General features: G+C 63.3%; 17 protein-coding genes. 9 read left to right on the top strand and 8 right to left on the bottom strand.

The genetic code is table 11. From position 1 onward, the window contains the following. Positions 1 to 285 precede the first annotated feature (285 nt). Positions 286 to 1,068, bottom strand: a complete 783-nt coding sequence (locus Q0P52_RS16810) for a ferredoxin--NADP reductase (protein ID WP_293766871.1) — start codon at positions 1,066 to 1,068, stop codon at positions 286 to 288. Positions 1,069 to 1,524: 456 nt separating this feature from the next. On the opposite strand from Q0P52_RS16810, the gene Q0P52_RS16815 reads away from it, so the two are divergent. After that, positions 1,525 to 2,526 carry an isocitrate/isopropylmalate dehydrogenase family protein gene (locus Q0P52_RS16815; RefSeq protein ID WP_293766869.1) on the top strand — a complete coding sequence of 334 codons (1,002 nt, stop codon included), beginning with the start codon at positions 1,525 to 1,527 and terminating at the stop codon, positions 2,524 to 2,526. 640 nt (positions 2,527 to 3,166) lie between these two features. On the opposite strand, the gene Q0P52_RS16820 is transcribed toward Q0P52_RS16815, so the two are convergent. Together Q0P52_RS16820 and Q0P52_RS16825 are read right to left on the bottom strand one after the other, a co-directional pair. Beyond that, complete coding sequence (locus tag Q0P52_RS16820) at positions 3,167 to 4,207, bottom strand: glycosyltransferase family 1 protein (RefSeq protein ID WP_293766867.1); 1,041 nt, start codon at positions 4,205 to 4,207, stop codon at positions 3,167 to 3,169. Beyond that, positions 4,195 to 5,109 carry a UDP-2,3-diacylglucosamine diphosphatase gene (locus Q0P52_RS16825; protein WP_293766865.1) on the bottom strand — a complete coding sequence of 305 codons (915 nt, stop codon included), beginning with the start codon at positions 5,107 to 5,109 and terminating at the stop codon, positions 4,195 to 4,197. The genes Q0P52_RS16820 and Q0P52_RS16825 overlap by 13 nt, the downstream gene beginning before the upstream one ends. 210 nt (positions 5,110 to 5,319) lie before the next feature. Here Q0P52_RS16825 and Q0P52_RS16830 point away from each other — a divergent pair, with 210 nt between their 5' ends. After that, positions 5,320 to 6,525 (top strand): cyanate transporter, encoded by a 1,206-nt coding sequence (locus Q0P52_RS16830; protein WP_293766862.1) that lies wholly within the window; start codon positions 5,320 to 5,322, stop codon positions 6,523 to 6,525. Between the two features lie 83 nt (positions 6,526 to 6,608). Here the strand turns inward: Q0P52_RS16830 and Q0P52_RS16835 are convergent, their stop codons facing one another. Then, positions 6,609 to 7,547: a LysR family transcriptional regulator gene (locus Q0P52_RS16835; protein ID WP_293766859.1), complete on the bottom strand. Its 939-nt coding sequence runs from the start codon at positions 7,545 to 7,547 to the stop codon at positions 6,609 to 6,611. 133 nt (positions 7,548 to 7,680) lie between these two features. On the opposite strand from Q0P52_RS16835, the gene Q0P52_RS16840 reads away from it, so the two are divergent. Then, complete coding sequence (locus Q0P52_RS16840) at positions 7,681 to 8,343, top strand: response regulator (RefSeq protein ID WP_293766857.1); 663 nt, start codon at positions 7,681 to 7,683, stop codon at positions 8,341 to 8,343. Continuing rightward, positions 8,340 to 9,701 carry an ATP-binding protein gene (locus Q0P52_RS16845; protein ID WP_293813778.1) on the top strand — a complete coding sequence of 454 codons (1,362 nt, stop codon included), beginning with the start codon at positions 8,340 to 8,342 and terminating at the stop codon, positions 9,699 to 9,701. The genes Q0P52_RS16840 and Q0P52_RS16845 overlap by 4 nt, the downstream gene beginning before the upstream one ends. Before the next feature lie 144 nt (positions 9,702 to 9,845). Here the strand turns inward: Q0P52_RS16845 and Q0P52_RS16850 are convergent, their stop codons facing one another. Next, positions 9,846 to 10,256, bottom strand: coding sequence for a hypothetical protein (locus Q0P52_RS16850; RefSeq protein WP_293765683.1), 411 nt, complete (start codon positions 10,254 to 10,256; stop codon positions 9,846 to 9,848). Positions 10,257 to 10,274: 18 nt separating this feature from the next. On the opposite strand from Q0P52_RS16850, the gene Q0P52_RS16855 reads away from it, so the two are divergent. From Q0P52_RS16855 to Q0P52_RS16865, 3 genes are all read left to right on the top strand, one after another. Further along, positions 10,275 to 11,621, top strand: a complete 1,347-nt coding sequence (locus Q0P52_RS16855; RefSeq protein WP_293765684.1) for an ATP-binding protein — start codon at positions 10,275 to 10,277, stop codon at positions 11,619 to 11,621. Further along, entirely contained in the window at positions 11,618 to 12,145 is a 528-nt protein-coding gene (locus Q0P52_RS16860) for a response regulator (RefSeq protein ID WP_293765685.1), read from the top strand. Before Q0P52_RS16855 ends, Q0P52_RS16860 begins: the two co-directional genes overlap by 4 nt. Positions 12,146 to 12,502: 357 nt before the next feature. Next, the gene (locus Q0P52_RS16865; RefSeq protein WP_293765686.1) at positions 12,503 to 14,125 is read left to right on the top strand and encodes a 3-(methylthio)propionyl-CoA ligase; all 1,623 of its coding nucleotides are present in this window, start codon (positions 12,503 to 12,505) and stop codon (positions 14,123 to 14,125) included. A 184-nt stretch (positions 14,126 to 14,309) separates the two neighbouring features. On the opposite strand, the gene Q0P52_RS16870 is transcribed toward Q0P52_RS16865, so the two are convergent. Beyond that, positions 14,310 to 14,687 (bottom strand): hypothetical protein, encoded by a 378-nt coding sequence (locus Q0P52_RS16870; protein ID WP_293765687.1) that lies wholly within the window; start codon positions 14,685 to 14,687, stop codon positions 14,310 to 14,312. A gap of 473 nt (positions 14,688 to 15,160) precedes the next feature. Between Q0P52_RS16870 and Q0P52_RS16875 the strand changes: the two genes are divergently transcribed. Both Q0P52_RS16875 and Q0P52_RS16880 read left to right on the top strand, forming a co-directional pair. Continuing rightward, positions 15,161 to 17,035 carry a methyl-accepting chemotaxis protein gene (locus tag Q0P52_RS16875; protein WP_293765688.1) on the top strand — a complete coding sequence of 625 codons (1,875 nt, stop codon included), beginning with the start codon at positions 15,161 to 15,163 and terminating at the stop codon, positions 17,033 to 17,035. An 83-nt stretch (positions 17,036 to 17,118) separates the two neighbouring features. After that, complete coding sequence (locus Q0P52_RS16880) at positions 17,119 to 18,945, top strand: tetratricopeptide repeat protein (RefSeq protein WP_293765689.1); 1,827 nt, start codon at positions 17,119 to 17,121, stop codon at positions 18,943 to 18,945. Between the two features lie 133 nt (positions 18,946 to 19,078). Here Q0P52_RS16880 and Q0P52_RS16885 read toward each other — a convergent pair whose 3' ends face one another. Further along, entirely contained in the window at positions 19,079 to 20,479 is a 1,401-nt protein-coding gene (locus tag Q0P52_RS16885; protein WP_293765690.1) for an FAD-binding oxidoreductase, read from the bottom strand. 1 nt (position 20,480) lies between these two features. Beyond that, positions 20,481 to 20,993 carry a cupin domain-containing protein gene (locus tag Q0P52_RS16890; RefSeq protein ID WP_293765691.1) on the bottom strand — a complete coding sequence of 171 codons (513 nt, stop codon included), beginning with the start codon at positions 20,991 to 20,993 and terminating at the stop codon, positions 20,481 to 20,483. Between the last annotated feature and the right edge of the window lie 13 nt (positions 20,994 to 21,006).

Here is a 21,006-nt window from a genome sequence, read left to right on the forward strand (position 1 = left end):
CCGCTCAGAAGGCTCAAGCCGCTGACGCTTCCGCTCCGGCCAAGAAGGCTCACAAGGCTCACGCCAAGAAGCACCACGCTGCCAAGAAGCCGGCTGCTTCCGCTGCCAACTAAGCTCTGACTGACCACAGTCTGGCTCGCTAAAAAACAAGGGAGGCCTCTGGCCTCCCTTTTCTTTTGCCCATTTCCAGTGGTGATGGTTTGACGGGTGCCACGAGATGCGGATGGAAGCGGGCATGAAAAAACGCCACCTCAAGAGGTGGCGTTTTTCTTGTTGCCCGGCAGATTATTTTTCCACGAAGGCGCGTTCGATGGCGTAGTCGGCCGGCTCGCCCATGCGCGGGGATTCCTTGAAGCCGAGGCCGTTCAGTATATCGCACAGGTCGTGCAGCATGGACGGGCTGCCGCAGATCAGCACGCGATCGGTTTCCGGATTCAGCTGCGGCAGGCCGATGTCGGCGCACAGCTTGCCATTGGTGATCAGGTCGGTCAGACGACCCTGATTGCGGAACGGCTCGCGGGTAACGGTGGGGTAGTAAATCAGCTTTTCTTTCACCATGTCGCCGAAGAATTCGTTTTCCGGCAGCTCTTTGGTGATGTAGTCGTGATAGCCCAGCTCGCTGACCCAACGCACGCCGTGGGTCAGGATCACCTTTTCATAGCGCTCGTACACGTCCGGGTCCTTGATGATGGACATGAACGGAGCAAGGCCGGTGCCGGTGGACAGCAGATACAGGTTCTTGCCAGGCAGCAGGTTGTCTTGCACCAGGGTGCCGGTGGGCTTCTTGCTGATCAGCACGGTATCGCCCACTTGCAGGTGTTGCAGCTTGGAGGTCAGCGGACCGTCCTGCACCTTGATGCTGTAGAACTCCATGTGCTCTTCGTAGTTGGAGCTGACGATGGAGTAGGCGCGCATCAGCGGCTTGCCGTTGACTTCCAAGCCGATCATGACGAATTGGCCGTTGATGAAACGCAGGCCCGCATCGCGGGTGCAGGTGAAACTGAACAGGGTGTCGTTCCAGTGGTGAACGGACAGAACCTTCTCAGCGGTCAGATTGGGGGAGGACATAGTGTGTGCTGCTCGCTATCCAAAAGAAATCGGGGAATGGCTTGATGTCGCGATTTTACCTGTAGCGGGGCATTTTGCCCAAACATTGCAAGCCGTTCTCACTATGCAAATTTGCATAATGTTGTATTCGTCCGGTTTTCGCCCTGAAATTGCCCGCGCAAGGCGGCGGCGAAGCGGCTGCAGGATAAATCCAGCAGGAACAGGATGTTACCTTAATGAGTGTGTGCTTTCTAACGATTTCTTTTCGCTGTGTTTATTCCGCGGCGTTCTTAAAGCCATTTTGACTTAGATCAGAAAATTTGATGGTGCGTTGCGGTAAGGCATGCCACGCATTGCCTTGTGCCCGGCTGTCGGACAGACGACAGTCGGTGAAAAGCTTGAGTTGTTTGGCATATTTCAATGGGCGGGGACTGGCCTGCTTGTTAAGATGTGGACCTCTTTCGCGAAAGACTGGCCATGAAGCTTTGTGTAATAGAAGGGGATGGCATCGGCAAGGAAGTGGTGACGGTAGCCGTGGGCGTGCTGGAGGCGTTGCTGCCGGACCTGGAGCTGAGGTTTGCCGAAGCCGGGTGGGAAACCTTTCAGCGGCAGGGCGCGGCCTTGCCCGGCGCCACACTGGAGTGCGCCCGCGAGTGCGGCGCGGTGTTCTTTGGCGCGGTCAGCTCGCCCATGCGGCTGGTGGAGGGCTATCGCTCGCCGATTGTGCAGCTGCGGCGCGAACTGGGCTGTCACGCAAATTTGCGCCCCACGCTCAGTCTGCCGCTGTCGATTTGCCGGCAGGGTGTAGATCTGATAATCGTGCGGGAAAACACGGAAGACCTGTACGTGGGCGACGAGCAATCGGACGGCGAGGTGGCGCTGGCCATCAAGCGTATTACCCGTACCGCCTCTTTGCGCGTGGCGCGCAGCGCGTTCGAGCTGGCCAGTCATGCCGGCCGTCGTCGCGTCACCATCATCCACAAGGCCAATATCCTGCCGCGCACCGATGGTCTGTTCCGCGATTGCGCGCGCGAAGTGGCTGCCGAGTACCCCGGCATCCAGGTGGATGAAATGCTGGTGGATACCGCGGCCATGCGGCTGGTGCAGGCGCCGGAAAGCTTTGATGTGTTGCTGGCGCCCAATCTGTACGGCGACATCCTGTCCGATCTGGCGGCCGCCTTCGGCGGTGGGCTGGGTTTGGCGGCTTCGCTCAATTTGGGCGAACGCGCCGCTATTGCAGAACCCGTGCACGGTTCCGCGCCGGACATCGCTGGCAAGGGCATCGCCAACCCGTTGGCTGCCATTCTCAGCGCGGCGATGCTGTTGCGCGTGTGGTGGCGGCGGGACGATCTGGCGGCGAGGGTGGAGGCTGCTGTCCGGCAAACCTTGCAGGACGGCGTTGCCACACCGGACATACTCACGCCGGGCGTGGGTACCCAGCATGTGGCGCGGGCGGTCATGGAGCGACTGACCGGCTGAAAATGAAAAGGGGCGGCTTTACCGGCCGCCCCGGGGTATGACATGTTGTGCCTCGGCACATGACCCGCGAAAAGCGGATCGCGAAAACAACACCAACACACTCTGCACGGCCCTTGCGTCTGCCAACGATGTACTACAGGCCATGCGACATCTACCAAAGATCAGGCCGCCAAGCGGCGCGGACAAGTACGGTGCAACGCCGATACCACTGCTTGATGCTGCGTGGTATCAGACCTGCGCCTCGCAGGGCGCAGCTGTAAGGGGCCGACTACGCCCCGTAAGACTCGCCGTAAATTGTGTAGCTGACTTCAGGTTGTCTTGTGTCTGGCTGCCGACGCCGGTTTGATCGATGCATCCGCAATGGACGCTAAGTGCGTTCGGGGGTAGGAAGATTTACCCGCCATCAGGCCTGAGAAGGCTGCGGGGTCTGAACGCGATACATAACAAGGCCGTCGGTTTTGTGCCATTGACTCATTCCGCTCCCTCCCTGTTGTTTGACGATTTCAGTATAGGCTTCTTGTTTTCCGACTCAAGATATTTCTGATTCTTTATGTGGAAATATCGGATGCAAATGTCCTGACGTCAGTGCGGACAAGCACCGACGCCAGGTGCCGATTTTGCAACGGCGTCGCGAACCGCTCTAACCGGCCTCCGCTTGGGCGGTGACGGGGGCGCTGCGCGGCGTATTGGGATGCAGATGGTGTTCGAACTGGCGCGCGGCGGCTTCCCAGGAGAAGGCCTCCGCCACCTTGCGCACATGTGAGCGGTCCAGATGCAGGGCGGCCAGGCAGGCGGCGCGCAAATCCTGATCCAGCACCCCGGCGCCGCTATTGCCCACCACGTCCAGCGGGCCGGCTACCGGGTAGGCGGCTACCGGTGTGCCGCAGGCCATCGCCTCCAGCAACACCAGTCCGAAGGTGTCAGTCAGGCTGGGGAATACGAACACATCGGCGGCGCGGTAGAAGCGCGCCAGCTCCGCTTGCGGGAAGACGCCGGCGAAATAGACCTCCGGGTATTCGCGCTTCAGCCGCTCCATCAGCGGGCCGTCGCCCACTACCCACTTGCTGCCGGGCAAGTCCAGCTTGAGGAAGGCTTCGATATTCTTTTCAACTGCAACCCGGCCGATGTAGACAAAGCGGGGCGGGTTGCTCTCTTCCAGGCGGTCGCGGTCGCCGGGGGTGAACAGATGGGTATCGACGCCGCGACTCCACAACACCACATTCTTGAAGCCGCGGGCAATCAGGTCGTCGGCAATGGATTGGGTGGGCACCATTACTGCGCGCGATGCATTGTGGAAACGGCGCATCCAGGCGTAGCTCACCGATACCGGCAGGCGGGTGCGGGCCTGGATGTATTCCGGAAAACGGGTGTGATAAGCGGTGGTGAAGTTCAGTCCGCGGCGCAGGCAATAGCGACGGGCTGCCAGTCCCAGCGGACCTTCGGTGGCGATGTGGATGGCGTCCGGCGCCAACGCCTCGATGCGGCACGCCACCTCCCGGTAAGGCAGGATGGATAGGCGGATGTCCGGGTAGGTGGGGCAGGGCAGGGTCTTGAATTCCAGCGGTGTGATCATGTCCACGACATGGCCGAAACGGGTCAGCTCGCGGCTGGTTTCCGTCAGCGTGCGCACCACGCCGTTGACTTGCGGTTTCCAGGCATCAGTCACGATCAGGACGCGCATGGTGTCTCCTGTGAAGGGTCGTCAAGGTTGGCCGAAGGGGCGAAAGCGGTTAGCGGGGTGGCGGCCGGTTCCGCTTCCGTAGGCGGCAGGCCTGCGTCGGCATGCTTGCGGCGGCGCGTACGGCGCGGTTCGACGGGCGCGGCCTCCAGTTGTGTCCAGTACACCACTTCCAGCCGGCCGTCGGCATGCTCCACCAGCGCCGACAGGCTTTCCACCCAGTCGCCGCTGTTGCCGTAGGTGATGCCGCCGATGTCGCGCACTTCCGCCTTGTGGATGTGACCGCACACCACGCCGTCAAATCCTCGCCGGCGCGCTTCGCCGGCGAGGATTTCCTCGAAATTGCTGATGAAGTTCACCGCGTTCTTCACCTTGTGCTTGAGGTATTGCGACAGCGACCAGTAAGGCAGGCCCAGTCGGCTGCGTATCCAGTTGAAGCTGCGGTTGAGTTCGAGAATGACGGTGTAGAGGCTGTCGCCCACGTAGGCCAGCCACTTGACGTGCTGGATCACACCATCGAATTCGTCGCCGTGGATGATGAGCAGGCGCTTGCCGTCGGCGGTGCGGTGTTCGGCCTCGCGGCGGATGGCGATGCCGCCGAAATCCAGCCCTGTGTAATGACGCGCGGCCTCGTCGTGATTGCCCGGCACATACACCACGTGAGTGCCTTTGCGCGCCTTGCGCAACACTTTTTGCACCACGTCGTTGTGGCTTTGCTTCCAGTACCAGGATTTTTTCAGTTGCCAGCCGTCAACGATATCGCCCACCAGATAGAGGTAGTCCGATTCGTTGTGCTTGAGGAAGTCGAGAAGGTGATCCGCCCGGCAACCGGCGGTGCCGAGATGGACGTCGGAAATCCAGATGGCGCGGAAGCGTCGGCCGCCGCTGTCGGTGTCAGGCTGCATGGTGAAGGTTCCGTGGGCCGTTGGCACAGACACATGCTGCCCGGGCAAGGTGACAGTCGCATCTCGGTTTGTTGACGAATCGGTGAAGGCAAAGACACGTGGCGGGCAGGGGCAAATTGGAAATGCCGATAAGGGGATGCGATTTTTGATTTGTTATCAATTGCTTTTGGCAATCAGAATGCGAGCGTTGATTACATTTTTGGAGTAGCCATGACAGTGAAAAACCACCGCCACCATTCCTTGGCCTTATTGCTGGCCATTGTGCTGACCGGTTTGAACCTGCGCCCCGCTCTGGCGGCAATCAGCCCTTTGCTGGGCGATATCCGGGCGGATTTGCCGCTCAGCTTCAGTATGTTGTCCTTGCTGACCATGCTGCCGGTAGTCGCAATGGGGCTGGCAATGTTCTGGGCTCCTGGCGTGGTGGCGCGCTATGGCGAGCGCCGGGTGATTGTGGCCGGCTTGCTGGCGATAGGGCTGGCCAGCCTGGCGCGGGCGCAGTTGTCGTCGGCGCAGGTATTGATCGCCAGCGCGCTGGCGGCGGGCTGCGGCATCGCCCTGATCCAGGCCCTCATGCCAGGACTGATCAAGCGCTGCTTTCCGTCTCGGGCCGCAGGCATGATGGGCTTGTATGTGACGGCCATCATGGGCGGCGCCGCTTTGGCGGCGGCGGCGTCTTCCTCGCTGCTGGATGCCCTGGGAGGCTGGCGCGGGGCGCTTGCCAGCTGGTCTGCGCTGGCGGCCTTGGCCTTGGCCGCATGGACGTTTGCCCAAGGCGTTGAGGGCGCGGCAGGCAAGGCGGGCTGTGCGCAAGGGCAGGGCGCGGGAGAGTTCGCCGCTGCGCCGCGCGCCTGGACGCTGGGCATTTTCTTCGGACTGGGTACGGCGTCTTATACCTGCGTGTTGGCCTGGCTGCCGCAGTACTACGTGGAACTGGGCTGGTCGGGCAGTCAGGCCGGCGGTTTGCTGGCATGGCTGACCAGCATGGAAGTGGCTTCCGGTTTGTTGACGCCGGCTCTGGCTTCGCGCAGCCTGGATCGTCGTCCAGTGTTGTTTGTCTTGCTGTTGCTGATCATTGCCGGCTTCTGTGGGCTGGCTTGGGCGCCGGATGCGGCGGCGCTATTGTGGGCGGCCATGCTGGGGCTGGGCATTGGCGGGCTGTTTCCGACGAGCATGATCGTATCGATGGACCATCTGGAGGATGCGGCCCGGGCCGGCCGTCTGACTGCCTTCGTGCAAGGCGTGGGCTATCTGATTGCCGCCTTGTCGCCGCTGGCGGCAGGCTGGATCCGCGATGCCAGCAACGGTTTCACGCAGTCCTGGCTGCTGCTGGCGGCTTGCACCGTCAGCATGCTGTGGCTGGCTGCGCGCTTCCAACCCAAGCACTATGCGCGCCAGTTTGCCGGTTCAGGCGCTTGAACCGGCTAAGCGAGGCTACCCCCCCATCCTGCGTTGCCCCTCCTTGCCGCACAACGGAGTGCCCTGAGTCGGCGCGCCTTGGCTCAGGGGCCTTGCGAGGCTGGGTTGGCGGCGCTCAAGTCCGCGCAGACGGCAGCCAGCTCGCGGCGGAGCCAGACATTGTCCGGCTCCGCCGCGCGGCCAGGCCCCCAGACCATGTCCAGCGTGAAAGGCGGCAAACCTGCCGGGCCGGGTCGGCAAGCCAGACCGGGGCGACGGAGCAGCGGCCACAGTCGTTCGGGCAACGACAGTATCAGCGCACCGCCGTCCAGCAGCTGCAAGGCGTTGTAATAGCTGTGGGTGCGGGCGGCCACCAGCCGGGCCCGGCCCAGGCCGGCCAGCCAGTCGTCCACCATATTGCGCTGACCAAGCCAGGGGGTGGAGAACACATGCGAGCGGGCGAGGAAGTCGTCCAGCGGCATGGGAAGCACCTCATTGTTTTCTCCGGCAGTGACCACGCACAGACGGTCATCCAGCAGATGCGCGCTGTGCAAACCCGGCGGCAGCTGGTAGTGATCCGGGCCGAACAGCAAGGCCAGATCGATGTCGCCGCCGGCGATGCGGGCAAACGGCAACTCGCGCTCCGGCTTGAGCACTTGCAAGGAGACGTTGTGGCCATGGGCCTGCAAACGGGCGAGCAGCTTTGGCAGCAACAGGGTTTCGAAGTATTCCGGCGCCAGTACGGTAAAGCGGACGGCGCTTCCCGGCGCGGCGGTCGCTGGCGTACAGGCTTCCATTGCACTGAGCATTTCTTCGACGCGAGCTTGCAGGGCCAGCGCGCGCGGGCTGGGCTGCATGCCGCGGGGGCCGGGTGTGAACAGCACGTCGCCGAAGGCTTCCCGCAGGCGTTTGAGACCATAACTGACACTGGATTGGCTGAGCCCCAGCGCTTCCGCCGCCTCGGTAACGCTGCGGTGCCGGTTGATAAGGCTGAAGATCAGCAAGTCCTGAAAGCTGAGTTTTCTGGCGCGGGCAGGAATCATCGGGAAGCTGCCTTTATGTTGCGGCTTGGTATGCTATTGAATGGCTCGGCGGGAAGGCAATGTTTCTTGCTGTCCATTAAGGCAGGTTTAAGCCGGATGCGGTGTGATCGGGGCATTGTCGGGAGAAACGCTTATGCGAGTGCTGGTGGTGGAAGATGATCTGCTGATCGGCGATGGTTTGAAAACCGGGCTGGAGCAGCTTGGTTTCACGGTGGACTGGTTCCGCCAGGGCAAGGAGGCGCTGTCCGCCCTGTCCGCAGCGCCGTTCGACGCGGTGGTGCTGGATCTCGGTTTGCCGGGGATGGATGGCATGGACATTCTGCAATGCTGGCGCAAGGCCGGGCAAGACGCGCCGGTGTTGGTGCTGACGGCGCGCGACGGCGTCAGCGACCGCATCAAGGGCTTGGACAGCGGAGCGGACGATTACCTGGTGAAGCCGTTTGCGCTGGGCGAGGTGGCCGCGCGGTTGCGCGCGCTCATCCGTCGCCGGCACGGTCACAGCGCCAATCGCCTGAACCATGGCCGGTTGACGTTTGATCCCGAGGGCCGTTGCGCCTGGCTGGACGATGCGCCGCTCGAGCTGACCGCGCGGGAAATGGCCTTGCTGGAATTGCTGCTGACTCACAAGGGCCGGGTGCTGCCGCGGGAACTGATCGAAGACAAGCTCTATGGCTGGGGTCAGGAACTGGAAAGCAATGCGGTAGAGGTGTACGTGCATCATCTGCGCAAGAAGCTGGGCGCCAGCTTCATCCGCACCCAGCGCGGCGTAGGCTACACCTTGGGTGAGCCGGCATGAAGCCCGCTGTTACCCTGCAGCGTCGCCTCGCCATCCTGTTGTTGATCACCGTGCCGCTTATCTGGCTGGTGGCCACCGGCGTTGCCGTTTATGTGGCTCATCACGAAGTGGATGAACTGTACGACACCCAGATGTCCCAGTTCGCCCGCCAGTTGCTGATCGTCAATATGGGCGAGCGCGGCGATGAAGAACTGTCGGCGCTGCCGAAAACCAAGAAGCTGATCCGCGATGGCGATCGCGGCGAGATGGAAGACGACGGTGTTGGCGTGGCGGTGTGGAACGAGCGTGGCGAACTGCTGCTGAGCGACGGCAAGGGAAGACGTTTTACTTGGGATGCCGGCCGGCGCGGTTTTTACAGCGTGACCGGGGGGCATGGCGATGATGAATGGCGGCTGTTTTATCTGCCCGCGCCGGATGGTTCCCGGCTGGTGGCGGTGGGGCAGCGGCAGGCGCTGCGCCATGAGGTGGTATGGAAAGTGATCGAGGCTCAGCTGCTGCCCTGGCTGCTGGGTTTGCCGGTGCTGCTGTTGCTGATTTTCTGGGCGGTGCGGCGCGGCCTGTCGCCGCTGGATCGACTGGCCGGCGAGCTGGGCGCGCGCGATCCGCTGGATCGCTCCCCGGTCAGCGAGGCCGTACCGGGCGAGGTTCTGCCCATGGTGAGGGCGCTCAATGCGCTGTTCGGGCGCATTGCCGAAACCGTGGAGCACGAACGCCGCTTCACCGCCGACGCTGCGCATGAATTGCGCACGCCGCTGGCGGCCTTGAAGGTGCAGGCCGAGGTGATGTCGCTGATGCCGGACGAGGCGGGCCGCCGCCGCGCGCTGGGGCAGTTGCAGCTGGGTATCGACCGCGCCACGCGGCTGGTGGAGCAGCTGCTGGCCCTGTCGCGGCTGGACCCCTTGCAGGAGCTGGCGGCGAAAGAGCCGGTAGACTGGCGCTTGGCGGCGCGCGACGCGCTGGCCGACGTCGCCATGTTAGCCGAAGAGAAACACATTTCGCCGCAGCTGGAAGACAGCCAGCCGGCGCAACCGGTGTTGCCGCTGCGCGGCGACGCCACCTTGCTGACACTGCTCTTGCGCAATCTGCTGGACAACGCCGTGCGCTATTCGCCGCCGGGGGCCGAGCTGACGCTCAGGCTGGAGGCCGACGCCGTCAGCGTGCTGGATCGGGGGCCGGGTATAGAAACACAGTGGCTGGAGCAAGTGAGAGAGCGGTTTTTCCGTCCCCCCGGACAGGATGTGCCGGGCAGCGGGCTGGGCTTGTCCATTGTGGACCGCATCGCGGAATTGCACGGTTTGGCGCTGACGCTGGAAAACCGGCCCGAGGGCGGGCTTGCCGCGCGGCTGGCGCGGCGCTGAGCTGCGACAATCCGCCGCATTCCGTCATTCGCCGCATCGCGCTATCGTGAAGGCTGACGCTGAAGATCTGCCAAGCGCCACTCCAAGAGTTGCTGCCCGCCCTGACCAGGCGGGCTTTCTTTTGTGCTTCTACCCGGCAGCGCGTCAGGAATCCTGGCGCGAGTGGGCACCGGGAGCTTGACGGAAATGCCACCAGAACACCGCATTGCAAACACCGCCGGCCACTGCGCCCAGAAAATAGCTGAACAGCGGGGTGTAAATAGCGGGGCGAAGATACAGGCTGTCGTAGAAGGCAACCAGTCCGCCGATGAGCGCACCCGGAATGAGCGCGGCCAGCAAGAACAACAGCGGATGCCAGTGCGCGCGCCAATGGTCCATCGCCTTGTCCAGCGACAGGCGCAGCACCCCCAGCAACAAGCCAGCCACGGCGGCCGGCAAGGCGCCCACCATATAGGCAAACAGGGGAATGACGCCGGTGGCCAGCAGGCCTACCAGCGGGCCCAGCAGAATGAACAGCACCAGCGCGACGGCCAGTAATTGCAATTGACGTTTCATCGGCATGCGCAAGGAAAAATGGCCTACAGCCTAGCAGACGCCGGCCTCGGCGACGAGAGCCCGTCTCCGGCGCGACAAAATGCCGCAGCCGGCGCACATGGCAACGGTGGTAAAGTGCGCCTCATGCTGCCCGACCTCTATGCATTTTCCCAGCTGGCCGATACCGGCCGGCAACTGATCCGTCTGCGCTGGATGATGCTGGCGCTGGGCGCGATTGCGCTGGGCGCCGGACTGGCGCAGGGACTGGTCTTGCCCGGCTGGCTGGTCGGGCAGGCCCTGCTGACCCTGGCCGTGGTCAATGCGCTGCTGCACCGTCGCGAGCGGCAGGGGCGGGCCCGCTTGGGGGCGGTGCGCCTGGGCCTGCTGTTTGATGTGCTGGCGCTCACCGAATGCCTGGCTTTCACCGGCGGCGCGGCCAATCCGTTGGCGTCCTTGTATTTGCCGCCCGTATTGTTTGCCGCCTTGCTGTCGCCCGGCGTGTTCGCCTGGTGTCTGGCGGCGCTGTCCATGGGGGCCTACGGTGCCCTGTTCCGCTGGCATCTGCCCTGGCCATCGCGCGGCGAAGACGCTGCTTACGCTTTCAACCTGCACCTGATCGGCATGTGGATCACGTTTGCGCTGTCCGCCTTGTTGATCGCCGGCTTTGTCTCTTGGCTGGCGCGACAGCTGGCGGCGCGCGAAGCGGCGCTGGCGCAGGCGCGGGAAACCCAATTGCGCGAGGAGCAATTGCTGGCGGTGGGTTTGCAGGCGGCCGGCGCGGCGCATTCGCTGTCCACGCCGCTGAATACATTGACCTTGCTGGTGGATGAGCTGGCGCGCGAGCCCGGCGCGCCCCTGTTGGCCGAAGACCTGCAACTGATGAGCGAGCAACTCCATCACTGTCGCGAGGCGCTGGCGCGGCTCAAGCGGGGCGTGGAGCCGCAAAGCGGTCCCAGGCCGCTGTTTGCCAGTCTGGAGCAGGAATTGTCCGGCTGGCGTTCGCTGCGGCCCGACGTGGCGCTGGAGTGGTCGCGCCCGGCAGGCGAGGATCCGCAAGTGATGCTGGACCCTAGCTTCTGGCCGGCCTTGTTCAATCTGGTAAACAACGCGGCCGAAGCCGGCGGCGGCGCCTTGTCGGTGAGCGCCAGCCGGCAGGGCGGCGTATTGCTGCTGGACATCGTCAACCCGGAAGGCTGTCTGAGCGACGCGCAATTGCTGCGCGCCGGGCTGGCGCCGCTGGAGTCCGGCAAGCCGGCCGGCATGGGGCTGGGCGTCATGCTCAGCCACGCCACGCTGACCCGGCTGGGCGGCTCGCTGACGCTGGACAATCAACAGGCCGGCGGGGTGCGCGCCCGCATCCGCCTGCCGCTGAGAGAAATACAATGACTGGCGATTTTCTGCTGATCGACGACGACGAGGCTTTCTTGTCGGTTTTGTCCCGCTCGCTGTCGCGGCGGGGCCATGCCGTGGCGACTGCTCGCTGTGGCGAGGAGGCGCTGGCGGCCGAGCGCGCAACGCCAGCGCACATCGTGCTGGATCTCAATCTGGAAGGCGAAAGCGGCCTGCGCCTGTTGCCCTTGCTGCGCCAGCGTTACCCGACAGCCGCCATCGTGGTGCTGACCGGTTACGCCAGCATCGCCACCGCGGTGGAGGCTACTAAGCTGGGGGCGGTGCAATATCTGGCCAAGCCCGCCGGCGTGGACGACATCCTCGCCGCTTTCGAACAGGTATCGGCCAACCCTGAGCTGTCCTTGTCGCCGCAGCCCATGTCCTTGCGCCGCGTCACCTGGGAGCACCTGCAACGGGTGCTGGCGGAAAACGACGGCAATGTGTCCGCCACCGCCCGCGCCATGGGCATGCACCGCCGCACGCTGCAACGCATGCTGGCGAAGAAGCCGGTGCGGCAATAACCCTTGCCGGGCTTGTTTTTCTGGTTTTCGTGATCTTGCCGTCGTTTTTGCCGGCTGGCATGAAGCCATGCTTATGTAGCATCGGCACTACACGGCATGGCGGCGCGATGGCTGGCAAGCTGCTTGCCGGTTGGCTTTCCATCAGCTTGCAGCCGGCGGCCGCAAAGGAAAGAGCCGCGCCCTGAAAGGCATGCAGGCGGGTTTGACGATGATTGTTCTCGCGCTTGCCGGCAAGCCTGCTTTTCATCAGTGCACCTTTTCACTCTCAATCAGAAAATGTGATTGGAGTGATTGCCCCAAAATGCCTATGGTCTTTTATTCGGAGTACGCGAAACCATGACATAAGAGGGGAAAAGAATGCGTGGACAGATGATGGATCAACCCTTGTTGATCTCCGCCTTGCTGAAGCATGCTGAAACGTACCATGGCGATACCGAGATCGTATCGCGCACCGTGGAAGGCCCGATTCACCGCTACACCTACCGCGAAGCGGCCCGCCGCTCCCGCCAGCTGGCCAATGCGCTGGCCGGCCTGGGCGTGAAGCACGGCGATGCCGTCGGCACCCTGGCCTGGAATGGCTACCGCCACTACGAAATCTACTTCGCTGTTTCCGGCGCCGGCGCCATCTGCCACACCGTCAATCCGCGCCTGTTTGCCGAACAGATTAGCTACATCATCAATCACGGCGAAGATCAGGTGCTGATGTTCGATCTGTCTTTCCTGCCGCAAGTGGAGCAGATTGCCGCCGAGCTCACTACCGTGCGCCATTTCGTGCTGATGACGGACAAGGCCAACATGCCGCGCGAGACCAGCATCGACAACTTGCTGTGCTACGAAGACCTGGTCAACAGCCACAGCGACGAATACGAGTGGCCCGAGTTCGACGAAAACACCGCCTCCAGTCTCTGTTACACCTCCGGCACCACCGGCAACCCCAAGGGCGTGCTGTATTCGCACCGCTCCACCGTGCTGCACGCCTTTGCCAGCTCGCTGCCGGATAGCCTGGATATCTCCGCGCAGGCCTGCGTGATGCCAGTGGTGCCCATGTTCCACGTCAATGGCTGGGGCTTGCCTTACAGCTGCACCATGAACGGCGCCAAGCTGGTGTTGCCCGGCCCCAAGATGGACGGCGTCAACCTCTATGAGCTGATAGAAAGTGAGAACGTCACCATGACCGCCGGTGTGCCGACGGTGTGGATGATGCTGTTGCAACACTGTCAGCGCAATCATCTGAAAATCCACGGCCTGAAGCGCGTGGTAATCGGCGGCTCGGCTGCGCCGGAAAGCATGATCGACCAACTGGCCGAACACGGCACCGAAGTGCGCCAATTGTGGGGCATGACCGAGCTGTCGCCGTGCGGCACCACCAGCACGCCCAAGTTCAAGCACATCGGCTGCGACACGCCCACGCTGCGTCAGCTGCAAACCAAGCAAGGCAGGCCAATCTACGGCGTGGGCATTCGCATCGTGGATGACGGCGGCAAACCGCTGCCGCACGATGGCGTGGCCTTCGGCAATCTGCAGGTGCGTGGCCCCTGGGTGCTCTCCCGTTACTTCAAGCGTGAGCTGGACAACAGCCATACCGACGACGGCTGGTTCAATACCGGCGACGTGGTCACCATCGACCGCGACGGCTACATGAAGATTACCGACCGCACCAAGGACGTGATCAAGTCCGGAGGGGAGTGGATCAGCTCCATCGAACTGGAAAACATTCTGGTGGGACATCCGGCGGTGGCCGAGGCGGCCGCCATCGGCGTAGTGCATCCCAAGTGGGATGAGCGCCCGCTGATGGCCGTCGTGCTCAAGCCCGGCGCCAGCGCCACTCGCGACGAACTGATTGGCTATTACGAAGGCAAGATCGCCAAGTGGTGGACACCGGACGATGTGGTGTTCCTGGAGGAGTTGCCGCATACAGCAACCGGCAAATTGCAAAAGATGAAACTTCGGGAAATGTTCAAGGATTATCAGTGGAAGTAGTACGAATCAAATCAATTTGATGGACAAACTAGAGCAATTACGTTAGATTGTGCGTCGCACTGAAAGCCGCAAGGCTTTTTGTGGTGTTAGCCCCTCGAAGCATCTGCCGGTGAACCCGGCGCGATGTTTCTTCCTCGTGTTGGCCCCTGTCGGTAACCCCTCAGGGGATTTTTTTTGCCGCGACTCAGGCCAGATCGTCGCGCATGGCCTTCATGCCGGCCATCAGATTGCTCGCGCTCAGCCGCTCCCAGACGCCATCAGCGCAGACCACTCCGTCCCTTACCTGCTCCCATTCGCTCTCGCTGAGGGCTGGCGTTTCATTGCGCTCCACGCTCTCCAGCAGGCCAATCACCACCTTCTGCGCAGGCGCTAGCCGCTTTGGGGGCGATTTGAACTGGCGGCATGCGCCATGCCAAGCCACTTGCAGATAGCAGCCCAGGTCCACCAGCTGCAGCACCGAGGCTGAGCCGGCTTTCAGGTCGTCCAGCGTCAGGTGCGCGCGTAAAGCGTGATGCTGCCGCAGCGCCGGCGGCGATTCGATTTGTGGCGTGTTGTCGTTCATGCGCAAAGGAGAACTTCCTTGTCTTGAGGCCAGCCGCAGGCTCATCTCGTGACTGGCGATCAGCTGCCTGAAATGTAATTAACCTCAACAAAAACATATGCTTATGGCTGTTTTGTGATTTTGGCTCGACTTGAAGGAATTATACGAGCGCCATCTGCACAAGTCATGCAGTCGCGGCAAGTGACATGACTTTGGAATTATTTGGACGATTGGGTGAGGGGGCGGCCTGAGCGGATTAAGGCTTATGAAAGAATGATAGGCAGGGCGGCCAGGAGCCATCGGCGCAGTGGTGTCGTATGCATGTTGAAAATCAGCGTTTTCTAATGAATATACTGAGTTGGATCAACTCGCCGATTGCCGGCAGGTATCTAATTGTGTCTCGATTGAAAGAAAAGCCGCATACAATAGCGACAAGCAAAAATGTCTATGCATAACGACTATTCGATTCCGCGGTGTGCCATTTGGGAGGTGACATGAAATCATTGCGAAGCCGTCTGATCGCGTTCAACGCGCTGCTGCTGGTGCTGTTTGGCCTGGTGTTGCTGGTGCTCGTCTTCATGCAGATGCGCAGCGAGATCCTGCAGGGACTGGATCATGAATTCGATTCCGCGCTGAAGGGCCAGAGCAGCGTGGTGAAAACCTGGCTGGACGACAAGAAGCAGCAAATGGCGGCGCAGGCCACCATCGCCGCCGAGCCGGACGCCCTGCGCTTTCTGAAGGTGGGCGCCAAGGCCGGCTACAACGTCAACTACGCGGGTTTTGCCGATGGCAAATCGATGTTTTCCGATGACTGGAGCGCGCCGGCCGACTACAAAGTGACGGAGCGCGACTGGTACAAGCAGGCCATGGCGGCCGGCAAGCCGGTGGTGACCGAGCCCTATGTGGACGAAGCCAGCAAGAAGCTCACCATCACCGTGGCAGCGCCGATTGCGCATGATGGCAAGGCCGTGGGTGTGGTGGGCGGCGACGTGTTTGTGGACGAATTGGTCAAATCGGTACTGTCGCTGCAGATTCGCGGCAACGGCTACGCCTTCATCACCGACAGCAAGGGCACGGTGCTGGCGCATCCCGACGCCGCGCTGACGCTGAAACCCGCCACTCAGCTGTCGCCCGAACTCACCGCCGACCGTCTCAAAGCATTGTCCGACAGCAACCATCTGGATGATGTGGCCATCGGCGGGCAGTCGATGCTGGTATCGGTAACGCGCATTCCCGGCAGCGACTGGCTGATCGGCCTCGCTACGCACAAGGACGAGATTCTTGCGCCGCTCAACACCCTGCTGTACACCATCGGCGGCTTGATCATCGGCGTGCTGGTGCTGCTGATTCCGCTGGCCGGCTGGCTGGTGGGGCGCATGTTGTCCGGCCTGGTGACGCTGAAAGGCGCGATGGAGGACATTGCTCGCGGCCAGGGGGACCTCACTTTGCGGCTGAAAGATGACGGGCAGGATGAAATCGCCGCCACCGCGCGCGCTTTCAATCAGTTTGTAGCGCAGCTGGCTCAGCTGTTCCGCGGCCTGCGCACCGACGCCGAAGGCGTGGTGGACGGCGTGAGGCAAGCCTCCGGGCAGGTGGAGGGCGTGGCGGACAGCTCGCGGCAGATTTCCGATGTGTCCTCTTCCAATGCGGCCACGCTGGAGGAAATCACCGTCAGCATTGCCCATATCGCCGACAACGCGCGCACTGCCGATGATCTGGCGTCCGCCACCGGGGCCAGTCTGGAAAGCGGTTCAGACACCATGCGCCGCCTGGCCGACGGCATGGAAACCACCGTACAGTCGGTGCGCGGTCTGGAAACCATGCTGGCTTCGCTGGACAAGCGTTCCGGCGAAATCTCCGGCATCACCGATGTGATCCGCGATATTGCCGATCAGACCAATCTGCTGGCCTTGAACGCCGCCATCGAAGCCGCACGCGCCGGCGAACAGGGCCGCGGTTTTGCCGTGGTGGCCGACGAGGTGCGCAAGCTGGCGGAACGCACGGCGCAAGCCACCTTGCAGATTTCCGGCATGGTGAGCGCCATCCGCGCCGAAACCGGCAAGGCAGTGGACGATGTGGAGCAAACCGTCACGGTGGTCAACGACGGCGTGGGCCTGACGCGCGACGCGGTGGCCAGCATCGAATCGGTGCGAGCTTCCATGCTGGAGGTGGTGAACAAGATGACGGAGATTTCGGACTCCACTCATGAACAACACAAAGCCACCACCATGATTGCGCAAAGCTCGGAGCTGATTAACAACAGCGTGCTGGAAAACGATGAGCTGCTGCAAAGCGTCAACGCCACCCTGCACGGCCTGGCCGACAGCGCGGGAAAGATGAAGGCCGAATTCGCCAAGTTCCGCCTGTAAATATTCGTTAGCATGCAAACAACGCCGCCTGCTTGGCGGCGTTGTCGTTTTATGATGGGTGGATTCGTTTTTCCGGAGCCCTTATGGCGTCTTTCACCCCCCTCAGTCTGCAAACGGCGCGCCTGTTGGCCGAAGACGATATCCACGGTGCCTTGTCCGCAGCGCAGCAAGGGCTGACCGCCGATCCGGACAATGCCTTGCTGTGGCAGTTGCTGGGTGTTTGCGCAGCTCGCTTGCGGCAGGGCGCGCTGGCCGGGCAATGCTGGGATCGCGCCGAAGCCCTGATGCCGGACCTGCCAGAGCTGTTCTATCACCGGGGCTGTCTCGCGCTGGACGAAGGACGGGCCGAGGATGCGGCGGCGGCTTTCCGTGCCGAACTGGCGCGGGATTCGGCACATGTGCCCAGTCTGGGCAATCTGGGCGCGGCGCTGGAAGCCGCAGGCGACGACGAGGGCGCGCAAGCGGCTTGGCGGGCGGGCTTGTCCCTAGCGCCGCAGGCGCACTGGCTGCGTTTCAATCTGGGCAAGCTGCTATACCGGCAAGGCCGGCTGGCGGAGGCCCGGGAGGCCTTGCAAACCTGCCTTGCCGCCCAAGCCGAGGATGTCGACACTTTGCAGTTGCTTGGTCAGCTGGAGCGCGAACTGGGCCACGCCGCGCAGGCGGAATTGCTGTTGCAAGGCGCTTTGCGCTTGCAGCCCCGGCATCCGGGCGCGCTGAATAATCTGGGGCTGTTGCGCATGGCGCAGCGGCGCTGGGCGGAGGCTGAGGACTTGCTGCGGGCGGCGCAGGAGGCCGGGGCCGCCACCGCGCCGGGCAATCTGGCCATCCTACTGGTAAACAGTGGCCGGGCGGCGCAGGCGGAAAGCCTGCTGCGCGTGCAGATCGCCCGTTATGGCGCAACGGGAGAGCGCCTGCATCACCGGGCGCTGGCCTTGATGGAGCTGCGCCGGCATGAGGAGGCGGAGGCTTTGCTGCGCGAGGGGCTGCGCCTTGAGCCCGGTCATGCCCGCCTGAGGCAGAACTTGGGATATCTCTTGCTGGCGCGCGGCGCGTTTGCCGAAGGCTGGCACTGCCATGAGTCGCGTCCGGTCTCTCCGTTATTGCCGACGCCGTCTTCGCCGCGCTGGCAAGGCGAGGCGTTGGGCGAGGCCACGCTCCTGCTGCTGTTTGAACAGGGCTATGGCGACGCCATCCAGTTTTCCCGTTATCTGGACGGGTTGTTGCTGCGGCATCGCGGCCCGGTGACCGCGCTGTGCCCACCACCCTTGCAGACCCTGTTTGCCGAGCGCTGGCCGGATATCGACTGGCTGCCCATGCCGGCGCGTGATGCGGCGCTGCCGGCGCACGATCGCCATGTGTACAGCATGAGCTTGCCCTGGCTGCTGAAAGCCGGACCGGAGGCCGGTTTTGCCTATCTGCGCCCTGCGCAGCCCCGTCGCCTGCGCCATGGCGACGGCCGCTTGCGGGTGGGTCTGGTGTGGCGCGGCAACGCGGACCATCCCTTTGATCATTGCCGCTCGCTGCCGGATATCGGCTTGCTGGGGCCGTTGACGGCCAATGTCGATATTGAATGGCGCTCCTTGCAATATCGCCCCGACGCTGATGAGCGGCGCTGGCTGGCGGCGCAAGAGGTGATGGACGCCGAGGCGCTGAGCGGCGGGTTTGCCGAAAGCGCCAGCCGGCTGGAGGAGCTGGATCTGCTGATCAGCGTGGATACGGCCATGGCGCATCTGGCCGGGGCGCTGGGCCTGCCATGCTGGCTGCTGCTGTCGGCCGCGCATACGGACTGGCGCTGGGGCCTGAGCGGCGAAGCCTCGGTCTGGTATCCGGGCATGCGGCTGTTCCGCCAGCGCGAGGCGGGTGACTGGTCTGGTGTGATTGACGACATGGCGCGCGAACTGGAAGCCTGAAAACCGGTTTACGATGCATGGCGCATGGGCGATAGGGCGGCGAAACCGGATTCAACATGCTCATGCGCCTAGCGGACGGGCCGCCTTGCCTACCGCTCTCGCCCTGTTCCGCCTTGGCTTGCCCGGGTGTTGTTCAGCCATGCGGGCCGGGCGACAGCCACTTGCCCGGGTTCATCAGATTGTCAGGGTCCAGCAGTTGTTTGATGCCGCGCATCAATTGCAGCGAGGCCGGGTCCTTGTAGCGTTCCAGCCAGCCGGTTTTGAGCTGGCCCACGCCGTGCTCGGCCGCCAGCGTGCCCTGATAGCGGTACACCGTGTCGTAGACGATGGCGTTCACCGCCGGCTCGTCATCGAACAGATGCGCGTTGCCGGGCCGGGTAAAGCTGATGTTGTAATGCAGATTGCCGTCGCCGGCATGACCGAAGGCGATGATGCGTATGCCCGGGAAGGCAGCTTGCAGCGCCGCGTCGCAGTCTTCGAGAAAGTCCGCAATGGCCGAGCTGGGCACGCCGATGTCGTGTTTGATGCTGGGGCCGTCGAGCTTTTGCGTCTCCGACATCGCCTCGCGCAAGCGCCACAGCTGAGCGCGCTCCGTTTCACTGCGCGCCAGCACGGCGTCTTGCAGCGGCTGTTCGGCCAACCAGCTCACCAGCGCGTCTTCCAGCGCGGCGTGCCCGCCGTTGTCCGACAGCTCGATCAGCGCCATCCACGGGGCCTGAAACGGCAATTGGCCCGGGTGGTGGCGCTCCAGCAGCGACTGGCAGGCCGAAGACATGATTTCAAAGGTGGTGAGCCGGTCGCCAAATGCCTGCCGCAAGCCGGACAGCAGCCGGATGGCGGCGCGACTGTCGCTCAAGCCCGTCAGCGCGGTGGCGCGGGCGGTGGGTTGTGGAAACAGCCGCAGCGTGGCGGCGGTGATCAGGCCCAGTTGGCCTTCCGCGCCGATGAACAGCTGTTTGACGTCCAGTCCGCTGGTGTCCTTGCGCAGGCCGCTGAGCGCATGCAGCACCTGCCCGTCCGGCAGTACCACTTCCAGCCCCAGCGCGAGTTCGCGCATGGTGCCGTAACGCAGTACGGCCAGCCCGCCGGCGTTGGTGGACAGGTTGCCGCCTATCTGGCAACTGCCCTCGCTGGCCAGCGACAGCGGAAACAGCCGGCCGGCTTCTTCGGCCAACCTTTGCACTTCGGCCAGCGTCAGGCCGGCCTCCACGGTCAGGCTGTTGTTGTCGGTGTCGATATTGCGCACGGCGCGCAGGCGTCGCAGATTGAGCAACAATTGCCGGCCGGAGGCATCCGGCGTGGCGCCGCCGCAGGTGGAGGTGTTGCCGCCCTGCGGCACGATGGCCACGCCGTACTGCCGGCACAGGCTGACAATAGCGGCGGTTTCGGCGGTGCTGCCGGGCAGGGCGGCCGCCAGCGGCCGGCCCTGATAGCGGCGGCGGTAGTCCAGCGCCAGCGGGGCGGTATCGGCCGGATCGGTCAACAAGTGGGCAGGGCCGATCACGGCGGCGATGTCGCGCAGCAGCTGTTCCATCTCAGTGTTCTTTCCCGTCTTCCCGTTGCGCGTCCGGCAGCCCGTCGTGCTCGCCTTGCGGCGTGAAGGGGCAGTCCCGCCAGTGGCGCGCGCCAATGGCGGCGTTGCGCGCCGGGTGTTGCGGATAGTGGATGCGGTTGTCGTCCCGGTCGCGGTCGCCCACGCACAGCAGGCGCACATCGCGGTCGGTGTTGTTGATGAAGGTGTGTGCGATGCCGCTGCCGGCGGGAAAGCCCACCGAGTCGCCGGCTTGCAGCCGGTGCAGCACGCCGTCCAGCCAGACGTCCGGCGCGCCTTCCAGCACATGCACGAACTCATCCTCGGTTTCTTCCGCGTGCGGCCAGCTGGTTCGGCGGCCCGGCGGCAGCAGTTCATGATGAATGCCGATGCGGGCAAAGCCGAAGTGCCGGCCCAGCGGCGAACCGATGGACAGTTTTTCCTCGCTGCCCGGATAGCAGGCGTCGTCAGGCTGGCGGATGTCCTGCCAGTGGACAATGGCGGGATGACGGCTCATGGCGTGCTCCTTG

The organism is uncultured Aquitalea sp. (assembly GCF_945957525.1).
Classification (GTDB): Bacteria; Pseudomonadota; Gammaproteobacteria; order Burkholderiales; family Chromobacteriaceae; genus Aquitalea.